Source organism: Pseudoalteromonas sp. 120-MNA-CIBAN-0494 (assembly GCF_040308885.1).
Classification (GTDB): domain Bacteria; phylum Pseudomonadota; class Gammaproteobacteria; order Enterobacterales; family Alteromonadaceae; genus Pseudoalteromonas; species Pseudoalteromonas nigrifaciens.
The window spans coordinates 71,421-84,354 of the sequence record NZ_JBEOOE010000003.1 but is presented as its reverse complement, the minus strand read 5'-3'; the positions used below and the strand labels follow the sequence as shown (position 1 = coordinate 84,354).

The window sequence follows — 12,934 nt, the reverse complement described above, 5'->3', positions numbered from 1 at the left end:
GCTTAAATTTTCGATTTAAATTCTATTAAAATCTAAATACTCGTCTAAACGCAATCAGTGGTAATAATAATAATCCATACCAAGAGAAGCTTGCAGAGCGACGCTCATACACTTCGGCATCAGGTGGTGCGCAATCTTCTATCGTGCCATTAGGTATTGGCGAAAGCTTTACTGCTACAGCAACACTTTCATATTCAGTTTTACCGTTAACATCGGTTACAACTTCACCTAATGAGTTACGCTTTTCAACAGTTTTAGTGGCCACACCAAATATTTCATTGTTTTCGTTAATCACTTTAGCTTCACTCATGCTATAGCCATAACTACTTGTACCGTCCATGTCGTAACACGGCAATAAGTCATTTAAATTAGTGATTTTATCATCACCTATTTTATAAATGAACGCAGCTGATCGACGTGAACTATCAGAAATACCAACCTCACCTTCGCCAACAATATAACCTTGATTATTTATACTGTTACCGTATGAGCTTGAGCTCGTAAAATAGCTATCTGGATAAACGGTAGTACCTGTTGCTATATCATGATAGAAAAACTTATTACGTAAAGCACCATCAACACGTCTTGTGGCATAACCTGTCACAATATTATTATCGTTAATTGCTAAAGATTTACCGCCTTGCCAACCGTCTGGTTGATTTATAAATTCAACCGCTTTGCCATCTTTAAAATACACCGGCATGGTTATAATAGTAGTATCTTTATCATAATAACGCGTGTTCGATACACCTGCTGCAATACCGTTCTTATTAACCGCGAATGCATTACTAATAAACGCAAAGTCAACTTCGTCTTCATAAGGAGTAAAGGCTAAACCTAGTACCTCGGTAGACGTGATATTAAATGCGTTATCAAGCGTCCATTTAGTTGCTTGCTTATTAAATATCCCACGGGTTGTTTGATTATTAATAACTTCAATACAGGTTGAAAATGGCTGATATTTATCATCACAGTTATCAGTAATATTGGTTTGACGCGTTTGCGGTATACCAAGTGACATATTACCAACAACAATATAACCATCTGCGGTTTTTACAATATCAGAGGCTTGGCTAGTACCACCATATTCACTAAATTGGGGTACTAAAGGAACTTCCATACCGCTTTCAGATATAACAATACCGCGCTCTATAAAGTCACGGGTAAACCACGGTTTAGGATCAGTTTCGTCCTCTATAGTAAACTCTATTTTATCAAAAGGAGCACTACCCCAACCAACTGTAGTGCCATCTTCTGCAACAGCGTTGTAAAAGTTAGTCACAGAGCGGGTAACGCCTGGGTAATCAGGCGAGTTTATATCAAACAAAGTTTGCTCAACAGCAGCGCCGCTATCATATTTTATTGCCGTTAGTGAGCTTAACTTTTGAAACTGATAATTAGCCGACACATTAGCTAAAAAACGAATCATGAAGCTATGCGCATCTGCATTTGTTGCTACAGCATTGTTTTTTTCTATGTCTTCTAACGTAAAAGTAATCTCTTTATCACTAAGCTCAAATGCATTAACTTCATTAGTGTAAGCGTTTTGAATTAAACTCAGTGAAAAATCAATATGCTCAATATCTACAGGTAAATTATATAAGCCATTAGCTATACCTATAATATGACCACTTTCACTTACATCGGTAACATAAGAATATTTCGCGCCTTCAAGTGCACCCAATTCCGTTAATTGATAAGTCGCACTTAATGCTGAAGTACTCATTGTTGCTAAAATACTGGCAGCGAGTAATTTATATTTCATTTTAGTCCTTACTACTGATTTTTTAATTCTTCAAGTTCTTCCCAGCGCGAAAACGCGGCCTCAAGGTCTGACTCAAGTTTTGCCAAATGGTTCAATGCCTTAGCCGTTATATCACTGTCTTGCTTAAAAAAATCAACATCACTAACTATGGCTTGTTGAATTTCAACATCGGCTTCGAGTTGTTCCATTTTATTAGGCAGTTGCTCTAATTCAAGTTTTAATTTGTAAGAGAGTTTATTACCTTTAGCCTCTGCTTTAACTACTGGCGCAGCAGGTGCTTTTTCAACTTTTTTAGTTGCTTGCTGTGGTTGATTTTTTTGTTGCTCTGCTAAGTAATTAACATAGGCTTCGTAATCACTGTAGCCGCCAACAATATCAGTAATCTTGCCATGACCTTCAAATGCCCAAACACTAGAGCAGGTATTATCAATAAACTCACGGTCATGGCTTACTATTAATACTGTGCCTTGATACTGGTTAATAATATCTTCCAAAAGCTCTAATGTTTCTATATCCAAATCATTAGTTGGCTCATCGAGTACCAATATGTTTGACGGTTTTAAAAACAGTTTCGCCAATAACAAGCGGTTTTTTTCACCACCCGAAAGCGCTTTAACTGGTGTACGGGCACGTGCTGGCGGGAACAAAAAGTCTTGTAAGTAACCTAATACATGGCGCGAGCGACCACCCATCATTACTTCTTGCTTACCTTCAGCAACGTTGTCTTGTACTGTTGCTTCTTCATCTAATTTTTCACGGTATTGGTCAAAGTAAGCAAATTCTAAATTAACACCTTGCTTAGTTTCACCGCTATCTGGGGCTAGGCTACCAAACATTAATTTTAATAACGTTGTTTTACCAATGCCATTAGGACCAACTAAACCAATACGATCGCCGCGCATAACCAAGGTTGAAAAATCATCTGCAATCACTTTATCTTTAAATGCATGACAAAGATGCTTAGCTTCAAATACCAATTTACCCGAACGATCTGCGGTTTCAATATTAAAGTCTGTTTTACCTACTTGGTCAACACGTTGTTTACGCTCGTTACGTAGTTGCTTAAGTTCACGTACGCGCCCTTCATTACGGGTTCTTCGTGCTTTAACACCTTGGCGTATCCACGTTTCTTCTTCGGCTAAACGCTTGTCGAATAAAGCATTTTGGCTTTCTTCAACTTTTAAGTCGTGGGCTTTTTGCTCTAAATAAGTAGCATAGTCGCCAGGGTATGATATTAATTTACCACGGTCTAAATCTAAAATACGCGTTGCAACAGCACGAATAAAGGCACGGTCATGCGATATAAATACAATGCCGCCTTTAAATTCTTTTAAAAATTGCTCAAGCCACATAACACTTGCCATATCTAAGTGGTTAGTAGGCTCATCGAGTAATAATAAGTCTGGCTCACTAACCAGTGCACGAGCAAGTGCAACTTTACGTAACCAACCACCTGAAAGTGACTCAAGCTTAGCATCAGGTGTTAACTCTAATTGGGTTAAAACAACTTGAATGCGACTGTCAAAACGCCAGCCATCAACCGCTTCTAATTGGTTTGATAAACGCTCAAGTTTATTTAATAACTTATCGGTACATACGGTTTGTAGCTCTGTACTCACATGATGAAAATCAATCAGTAAGTTGGCAATTTCAGGCATACCTTGAGCAACATAATCAAATACAGTGCCGCTTGCGCCTTTTGGTGGATCTTGTTCTAAACGAGAAATTCTTATACCGCCAAGCTGGTTTATTTCGCCATCATCTAATAAAACCTCACCATCGAGTACTTTTAATAACGTTGACTTACCAGCACCATTTCGACCTACAACACACACACGCTCGCCACTTTCAATCACTGCATCTGCTTTATTAAGCAATGCATGAGTACCAAAGGCCAGTTGTGCTTTTAAAATTCTAATTAAATCCATAATTCTTCTTTGCTCTTATTCTGCTTGCGCTAAAAATTCACGCACGTCTAGTGCAGTAAAAGGCCAAAATAATTGTTGGCCTTGCTCACTTTTAAATACCGGAATACTAACCTGATAATCAGCAATAAGCTGATCATCAGTCATAATATCTACTAGCAATAATTCATTGTGGCTATTAACTAATCCCTTAATTAATTGCTCAGCTTGTTCACACAAATGACAACCATCTGTGTGATATAAAATCCACTTAGCCATGGGTAATTAACCAGCTGTTATGAATTTTTTTATTACGCTTAAAATCAGGCGATAAGGTTTTGTCAGAAATATTAACCGCTTTTAAGCCCAAGCCAATTAAACCCACTTCATCCATAACAAAGCCACGTTTATTATTAGAAAAAATAAGCGTACCCGACGGGCTTAATATTTTTTTAACCCAAGTTAATAACTTAATATGATCGCTCTGCACATCAAATGCATCTTTCATACGCTTAGAGTTTGAAAACGTCGGGGGATCTAAAAAGATTAAATCGTACTGCGCCGTCGCATGCTCTAGCCACTTTAAGCAATCTGCTTGCTCAAAACGGTAGCGAGTATTACTAATATTATTTAAATCAAAGTTGTCTTGGCCCCATTTTAAATAGGTTTTTGACAAGTCAACCGTGGTAATTGCTTTAGCGCCACCAAGTGCTGCATGTACTGACGCTGTACCTGTGTAGGCAAATAAGTTTAAAAAGCGCTTATCTTTGGCGTTTTCTTGAATATAACGACGCATTAAACGGTGATCTAAAAACAAGCCAGTGTCTAAGTAATCAAATAAATTCACTTTAAACTTAGCGCCAAACTCTTCAACCACCATAGTGCGGTTTTGTTTAGCCATTGGCGTGTATTGCTCTTCGCCTTTTTGCTTTTTACGTACTTTTACAGCAATATTCTCTGGTGCTATTTTGAGTTGTTCAGCGGTTAAGCTGATCACATCTTGTAAGCGTTTTTCAGACGTTTTTTCATCAATTTCTTTCGGGGCTGCGTATTCAAAAATAACCGCTGAGTCACCGTAAATATCTACAGCAACGTTGTACTCAGGAATATCAGCTTCGTATACACGGTATGCTGTAATTTCGTTTTGCTTAAGCCAGTTTTTTAAACCCTGCTTGTTCTTTTTCAATCGATTAGCAAAAGACATTGAACCTTCAAAATTCAGCGCTTTTTTATCATCGGTTGTCAGGCTTACTTGTTTGTCATCAAGTTGATACAAGTTAAGTTCAACATCTAACGGGCCATTTTTAAATTTATAACGTTTCAGCCTAACCAACTTTAACAGCTTAAATAAGCTCTCATCCATACCCAGTAAAGCAAGCTTCCAATGATTGAAGTGCTTTTTAAAGCCCACGCCTAAATTACGATGTAAATCTACAAGCTCAGCCATAGAACCAATACGCTCACCATAAGGTAAGTTAGATATAACTACGCCAGGTAATTTAGCCACTGCGGTTAGTTTAGTTGCATCACTTTGTTTAAACTTAATAATATCGTCTAGCTCAGCACGTTTTGCGTTATCAATTGCTTTACCTAATACTTGAGCGTCGTAATCGTGGCCAATGAGCCATAATTTAGGGTCTATAATATTGCCCAGCAATTCTTCTTTTAGCTCTTTAAATTTCGCAGCTCTAAAACTTGGTAAGCGCTCAAATGCAAAGCCTTCGCGAAATAAGCCGGGAGCTTCGTTGCGCGCCATACCGGCAGCTTCAATTAAAATAGTACCTGCACCACAACATGGGTCAAACAAAGGCTGATTTACATTTTCAAGCCAGCCGCTGCGTTTGATTAATGCCGCTGCTAAATGCTCTTTTATAGGTGCTTTACCTTGGCCCTGTCGGTAACCACGTTCAGATAAACGCGGGCCAGAGTAATCTATATACATAGATACGCCATAACGATTTAAACGCGCAACCACACGCACATTAGCGTCTTGTTTATCAACATTAGGGCGCTGCTCGAATAAGTCGTTAAAGTAATCAACTATGGCATCTTTTATAACTAAACCAGAAAACTGTGTATTTTTTAATGAGTCGTTGGTGCCATTAAAGTCGACAGCAAACGTTTGTGTAGGCCCAAACCATTCTTGCCATGGTTGTGAGCGAGCAAAGTTATACAGGCTATTTTTGTCATCTACGCCTTCTTTTTCTTCAATAAGCATAAGCACGCGCGTAGCAAAGCGAGTCGATAAACACACCTTTTGCGCCAATAATGAGTCTGCCTCAAAGCGAACAGAACCAACAGTTTGCTTAGACACAGTTGCGCCAAGTTCTGTTAGTTCATCAACCAATAAATTTTCGATTCCGATAGAAGTAAGTGCGATAAATTGCAAAGTAGTAACCCTTAATAGCTAATTGCGCAGGATTATAACATAGGTTTGCATACAAACACGCCATAAACACGGGCTGAAAATAAAATTAGATTAAGCTATTTTGCTATGAATATGCTGATTTAAGAGAGGATGTACACGATTGTTTAAAACGCGAATGGCTTCAAACTGTACTAATGATAAATTATCATCTAATTGAAAATTTTCACTTAGGTTAATACATACAGATGCATCACTGCTGTGCTCTACAATTAAAAACTCTCCCGACTGCGCTTTAGAGGTTAAATTAATAACGGCTTCAGTACTTGGAGTGCTTCCTGTGTATTGCTCAAAAAACCAACTTTTAGCAAGTACTGGCTTTAATTGAAATTTCACTGCGGTTGCATTGAGTGATATTTGACATAATTGCGCTGGATTCCACAGCTTAAATTGCACAAGATATTGATAAACTTGTTCATAAAAAGCGGCATCTTCTAAGCTAAAATAAGGGTTTTTAAATGTGCTGTCAGTAAGTTGTCTTAACTTATAAGGAGTGCAGAGCTGCATATCTTCATTTAAATCAAGTAATAAACGGTTTTTTTTGGCGCAAGATATCCACTGCCATTGCTTTGATGCTTGTAACATATCCCCTCCACGCTTAACATTTAAATATAATAAAAACAATAAGCACAAAGTATAGCCGCTTTTAATCATTTTTAAAATGTTTTATTAGAACATTTATTGAACGATCAAAAGCTTAGAGGGCAAGTTAGCCTTTTAGTGTTAAAACAAACTTAACTTTTAAGGCTAAGTAGCCCTATTTTTTATAAACTATCAACTATCGATTTAATTAATTGTGGGCCTTTATAAATAAAGCCAGTATAAATTTGTACTAAATCGGCACCTGCGTTTATTTTTTCTTTCGCCGATGACACATCGTCAATACCGCCTACACCTATAATAGGTAACTGCCCATTAGTTAAGCGCTTTAACTCGCTAACTACATGCGTCGCACGCTCCCTAACTGGCTGCCCCGATAAACCACCGGCTTCGTCAGCATATTGCTGACCCGCAACCATGCTACGCTCAAGTGTAGTATTGGTAGCAATTACCCCATCTATTTTATTGCTTAGTAAAGATTCACTTACTTGAGCAATTTGGATTGGATCTAAATCTGGCGCAATTTTTACCAGCATAGGTACCTGTTTACCATGTTTAGCAACAAGATCAAGCTGCTCGTTTTTCAAACTTTGTAGTAAATCATCAAGGGCTGCACCGTATTGTAAATCACGAAGCCCTGGGGTATTTGGCGATGAAATATTAACAGTTATATACGAGGCATGTTCAAACACCTTGCGCATGCAATGTATGTAATCGTCTTTGCCTTGCTCATTCGGTGTGTCTTTATTTTTACCAATGTTAATACCTAAAATACCGGTATAGTTGGCTGCTTTAACGTTATTAACTAAATTATCAACGCCTTTGTTATTAAATCCCATGCGATTGATAATGGCATTTGACTGCGGCAATCTAAACATACGTGGTTTATCGTTACCAGCTTGTGGGCGCGGAGTAACTGTACCCACTTCAACAAAACCAAAGCCCATTTGTGCAAATGCAGTAATACACTCTGCATTTTTATCAAGCCCTGCAGCAAGACCAACGGGGTTTTTAAGTTCTAAGCCTAAAAAATTAACTGGTTTATTCACAATATTTTGTGACCAAGCAGCGCTTAATGGTGTATTGGCAAAACGACTTAAATTATTAAGAGCGAACTCATGCGCCCACTCCGCATCACGGGTAAACATAAAACGGCGAGCTAAATCGTAAAACATGAATATAATCCTCTTAAAATGCAGACAAAAAAATACCTCAGACTAGGCCGAGGTATTGTATAACAATTTTAACCATTAACTCATTATTTTCACCAAGGAAAATAATGAGTAGGCATTAATTATGGTTTTTATTCTATTACACGCAGTTATGGCTTAATAACATGAGTTCACGTAGTGCTACTGAAAACTTAGCAAAATCGTGAGTTTGTGATGTTCTAAACTCTGCAAGCATTTGCTTCCAACGTTGTAATAATAACTCTTGGCTATCCATCCATTGCTCAATTTGGCCATTAACATCTTTGTTATCATCGGCAAAACCGTTTAATACCACTTCTGCTAATGTACGTTGTTGCCAATCAAGCTCTTCGCGGTACGATGCACGCGCTAATGCCTGCCAATGGTTTGCTACTGGTTGCTTAGTAATTTGCTCTAAGAACCAATGTAAGCCCATGTTTGCACCAAGCTTGAAGTAAGTATGCGATACAGTATCGATACTTTGTTTCGAACTTGCTGAGATTTCAGCTAAGTCCATAGCAGAAAACAAGCTAGATAAACCAGTAATGCGATTAGCTAGTTCTGCAGGCACACCACTTTGTGTTAACTCTTGGGCAGCTGCAACTAAAAGCTCGCCTTCTTTATCAACCATATACGTTGTTAAATTAGCACTTAAATCTGCAAATGTTGGCGCAAAAAATTCAACTGTTTGGGTAATTGTTTGTGCTTTGTTGCGATGACGTAAGAACCAACGTGTTACACGACGAACCGTGCGACGTAATTGGTATAGCATTTCGGTTTGTACAGCAGCCGGAATTTTATTATCAAGTGCAACAACCGAGGCCCACGTATCGCTCATTTGGAACAACTCGCTGGCAATTGAATAACATAAAGCAATTTCAGCTTCATTTGCACCGGTTTCTTCATGCATACGCACCATGAAGTTAAGGCCCATATCGTTAACAATTTGATTAGCCAGTTTAGTGGCAATAATTTCTTTACGAAGTGGGTGATTATCCATCGCTTCGTTAAACTTCTCACGCAGTGGTAACGGGAACGAATTAACTAACAATTGACGGTAATATGGATTTTCCGTAATTTCATCTGTAACAAATGACTCTTTAAGTACCATTTTAGAGTACGACACTAAAATCGCTAACTCTGGACGTGTTAAGTCTTTGCCAGCTGCTGCACGTTCTGCTAATTCTTCATCACTTGGGATAAACTCAATCGCACGATTTAGCTTGCCTTCTTTTTCAAGAGCATGAATAAAGCGAATTTTCTCTTTAAGCGTTGATGAGCCTTTAGATTGAGTAATTGAAATAGTGTGTGTTTGACGATAACAATCATTCAATACCAGCTTAGACACTTCGTCTGTCATAGCGTATAAAAGTTCATCGCGTTGCTTGCGCGTTAAGTCACCTGAGGTAACTAAACCATTAAGTAAAATCTTAATATTAACTTCGTTATCTGAACAAGTAACGCCACCTACGTTATCAATAAAGTCAGTATTAACACGGCCGCCTTTCGCTGCAAATTCAATACGTCCTAACTGAGTTGCACCTAAGTTACCGCCCTCGCCGAATACTTTAGCACCTAGCTCGCCACCGTTAATACGCAGTGCATCGTTTGCACGATCCCCTACATCGGCGTCAGTTTCTTTGCTGCTCTTAACATAAGTACCAATACCACCATTCCACAATAGATCGTAATCCATCATTAGCGCAGCTTTGATCAGTTCAGTTGGTGTCATGCTGGCTTTTTTAGTGCCTAACATTTTTTTCATTTCTGGGCTTAGTGTAATCGACTTAGCCGCACGAGAGAAAACACCACCACCGGCAGAAATTAAATCTTTATTAAAGTCTTCCCACGATGAACGCGGTAATTTAAATAAACGTTCACGCTCAGGATACGTTGCTGCTGCATCTGGTGTTGGGTCAATAAAAATATGCATATGGTTAAATGCAACTTGTAAACGAGTATGTTTAGATAACAACATACCATTACCAAATACATCCCCTGCCATATCGCCAATAGCTACCACGGTAAAATCGGTTGTTTGACAATCAATATCCATTTCGCGGAAATGACGTTTAACTGATTCCCACGCGCCACGTGCTGTAATACCCATTTTCTTATGGTCATAACCCACTGAGCCACCTGATGCAAACGCATCACCTAGCCAAAAGTTATATTCATTTGCAATGCCATTAGCAATATCAGAGAAAGTTGCAGTACCTTTATCGGCTGCTACAACTAAATAAGCATCATCGCCATCGTGGCGAGTTACATCTACAGGCGCAACAATTTCACCTTGTACAATATTATCTGTGATATCTAACAAACCACGAATAAAGATTTTGTAACATTCTTGGCCTTCTTTTAAGAATGCTTCACGCTCAGTTGGCAATTGTTTACAAACAAAACCGCCTTTTGAACCTACTGGCACAATTACCGCATTTTTCACTTGTTGTGCTTTAACTAAGCCAAGTACTTCAGTACGGAAATCTTCACGGCGATCTGACCAACGCAAGCCACCACGGGCAACACTACCGTATCGTAAATGCACACCTTCAATACGCGGAGAATATACAAAAATTTCAAACGCCGGTAATGGTAATGGTACGCCAGGAATTAAGCTTGGCTTAATTTTAAACGATACATACGATTTAAATTGGCCATTGCCATCTTTTTGAAAGAAGCTAGTACGCAGTGTTGCCACTATCATATCAACGTATAGACGTATAATACGGTCATCATCAAGATTGGCTACGTTTTCAAGTTCTAAATATATTTCTGTACTAAGCTTTTCAAGTGTTTTTTCACTTGCAGGGCTTTTAACTGAGAACTTTTTAGTAAACAAGTTAACAATTTTTGCTGCAATGTGTGGATAATTTGCAAAAGTGCCTTCAATGTAAGCTTGCGAGAAGGTAACCCCAATTTGGCGCATGTATTTAGCGTACGCACGTAATATTGACGCTTCACGCCCAGTAAGACCACCCATTAATACTAAACGGTTAAAACCGTCGTTTTCTAAGCGGTTATTCCAAACACTGGTTAACGCAGCGCGAAAACGTGCTGAAATTTTATCAAAATCTGCCATCCCTTTGCTATCAATTAGCATAGAGAAATCCATGATCCAATTAATGCTACCATCGCTAGTTTTAACTGAATAAGGTGTTTCGCCAACGACACGTAAGCCAAAGTTTTCTAGCATCGGCATCACATCAGATAAGTGAATAGGCTCATCTTTATGAAATAAGCTTAAACGCACAACATTGCTGTTAGCTTCTTCTTGCGGGCGATAAAATAACATTTCAAGTTTGTTTTCATCGTTAAGCATTTCTAGCTTTTCAATATCAACAACAGCTGCACTTGGTAATACTTCATCTTTATATGAGCGAGCAAATGCTTGAGCATACTTACGGTTTAATTCATTACCGCGTGCTTCGCCAGCTTGCTCTAGTAAGGCTGATTGTAATTTATCTTCCCAAGTACGGGCCGCTTCAACTAAATTGTTTTCAATGTCTTTCACTTTATACTCTATATTATTATCAGTCACACGCACGGTATAATGAGTACGGGCTAGTGTTGACTCAGAGAAATAGGTTGTAAATTCGACTTTTTCGTCAGAATTAAATGCATTTGCTAAAATATTTTGCGTTTCATGACGCAGTGCCGTGTTATAGCGCTCACGTGGTACATAAACCATACATGAGAAAAAACGTCCATAGGCATCTTTACGTACAAACAAGCGACACATATCACGTTCTTGTACTTGCAACACGCCCATTGCAACTTCTAGCAATTCGCTTTCGCGGGCTTGTACAAGTTCATCTCGCGGGTAGGTTTCTAAAATATTAAGCACCGCTTTATAAGCATGGGTGCCTTTGGCAAAATCACACATTTGCATAATACGGTCAATTTTACTTTTAAGAACCGGTACGTCTGCCGCACTGTAGTTATAAAAGTTTGACGAGAACAAGCCAATAAAGCGATCCTCACCAATAACATTGCCTTTGTCATCAAAACGTTTTACACCAACATAGTCGATATAAGCCGGACGATGTACGCGTGATAATGAGTTAGTTTTAGTTAAAATTAGTAAGTTACTACTACGCGCATCTTGGCGAGCAGCTTCTGGTAATTCAGAAAGTAGACGAGTGTGTTCTACACCGGCATTTTTCATCAAACCTAAACTGGTTTCCATTACGCCTTTTAACTCGTAATCACCCTGTATTGGCGATAACTCATATTGGCGATAGCCCATTAGGGTAAAGTTGTCTTTAACTAACCAGTCTAAAAACTCAACCGTTTCATCTACTTCAGCATTATTTTTGCCAGCACGACGTTTTGGTAGCTCTTTACTAACTGCAATTAGCTTTTCGCGAATTGGCTGCCAGTCTTCTACCGCTACCGACACATCTGTAAGCACAGACTCTAACTCTTGTTTGAAAGACTCAATCACAGCTGAATCTGTTTGACGGTCAATTTCAATAAAGAATACTGTTTTGGTCGAGGTTGATTCTTGCTCTGCTTTTAAACCAGATAAACCTGAGATTTTGTCATTTTCATCTCGTTGGATTTTAAGCGGGCTATGTAGTAATAAGTGAGAGGCAATATTTTCACGAGTCATGGCCATACGTACTGAATCAACTAAAAACGGCATGTCTTTAGCTATAATCTCAACAATGGTATGCGATGACTGCCAGCCATCTTTTGCCACTTCTGGGTTGAAAACGCGAATAACCGCGTCATCAGACGTGTTCTTTTCTAGCGAATTCCAAAGGCTTAGTGCAGCACCATATAAGTCACTATCGTTACGATTAGCCAAATCCTCTTTAGACATATTGCTGTACAAGGCTTTGGCGAATTTTTCAACGAGTAACACATTATCAGCGCGAACTTTTTTGTGGATAAGCTTACAAACATTATCTAAAATAACTGAGGCTTGACCTTCATTTCGTGTCATTGTTTATTCCTTAAATCTATTACTGCTTAATAGCAGAATATTTGTACAGCATTTATTAGCGTGGAGTCGAGCAAATTCTAACTCGTTTACAACTAATAA

The 12,934-nt window shown here is 38.7% G+C and carries 7 protein-coding genes; all 7 read right to left on the bottom strand.

Annotation, left to right across the window (positions count from 1 at the left end; translation table 11 throughout):
- Positions 1-25: 25 nt before the first annotated feature.
- Positions 26-1,765 (bottom strand): DUF3466 family protein, encoded by a 1,740-nt coding sequence (locus tag AAEY55_RS03625; RefSeq protein ID WP_182683468.1) that lies wholly within the window; start codon positions 1,763-1,765, stop codon positions 26-28.
- Between the two features lie 11 nt (positions 1,766-1,776).
- Entirely contained in the window at positions 1,777-3,693 is a 1,917-nt protein-coding gene (locus tag AAEY55_RS03620; protein WP_350550089.1) for an ABC transporter ATP-binding protein, read from the bottom strand.
- 15 nt (positions 3,694-3,708) lie between these two features.
- A complete protein-coding gene (locus AAEY55_RS03615) occupies positions 3,709-3,948 on the bottom strand; it encodes a glutaredoxin family protein (protein WP_041454446.1) in 240 nt (79 codons plus the stop codon).
- A complete protein-coding gene (gene rlmKL, locus AAEY55_RS03610) occupies positions 3,941-6,058 on the bottom strand; it encodes a bifunctional 23S rRNA (guanine(2069)-N(7))-methyltransferase RlmK/23S rRNA (guanine(2445)-N(2))-methyltransferase RlmL (protein ID WP_011328345.1) in 2,118 nt (705 codons plus the stop codon). The genes AAEY55_RS03615 and rlmKL overlap by 8 nt, the downstream gene beginning before the upstream one ends.
- A gap of 90 nt (positions 6,059-6,148) precedes the next feature.
- Positions 6,149-6,679, bottom strand: a complete 531-nt coding sequence (locus tag AAEY55_RS03605) for a cell division protein ZapC (RefSeq protein ID WP_011328346.1) — start codon at positions 6,677-6,679, stop codon at positions 6,149-6,151.
- 179 nt (positions 6,680-6,858) lie between these two features.
- Positions 6,859-7,869, bottom strand: coding sequence for a quinone-dependent dihydroorotate dehydrogenase (pyrD, locus tag AAEY55_RS03600; RefSeq protein WP_011328347.1), 1,011 nt, complete (start codon positions 7,867-7,869; stop codon positions 6,859-6,861).
- A 136-nt stretch (positions 7,870-8,005) separates the two neighbouring features.
- The gene (locus tag AAEY55_RS03595; RefSeq protein WP_011328348.1) at positions 8,006-12,835 is read right to left on the bottom strand and encodes an NAD-glutamate dehydrogenase; all 4,830 of its coding nucleotides are present in this window, start codon (positions 12,833-12,835) and stop codon (positions 8,006-8,008) included.
- Between the last annotated feature and the right edge of the window lie 99 nt (positions 12,836-12,934).

Excerpts from the sequence above, each read along its gene's own strand:
- AAEY55_RS03625 (WP_182683468.1), bottom strand. The coding sequence starts at position 1,765 with ATGAAATATAAATTACTCGCTGCCAGTATTTTAGCAACAATGAGTACT.
- AAEY55_RS03620 (WP_350550089.1), bottom strand. The coding sequence starts at position 3,693 with ATGGATTTAATTAGAATTTTAAAAGCACAACTGGCCTTTGGTACTCAT.
- AAEY55_RS03615 (WP_041454446.1), bottom strand. The coding sequence starts at position 3,948 with ATGGCTAAGTGGATTTTATATCACACAGATGGTTGTCATTTGTGTGAA.
- AAEY55_RS03605 (WP_011328346.1), bottom strand. The coding sequence starts at position 6,679 with ATGTTACAAGCATCAAAGCAATGGCAGTGGATATCTTGCGCCAAAAAA.
- pyrD (WP_011328347.1), bottom strand. The coding sequence starts at position 7,869 with ATGTTTTACGATTTAGCTCGCCGTTTTATGTTTACCCGTGATGCGGAG.
- AAEY55_RS03595 (WP_011328348.1), bottom strand. The coding sequence starts at position 12,835 with ATGACACGAAATGAAGGTCAAGCCTCAGTTATTTTAGATAATGTTTGT.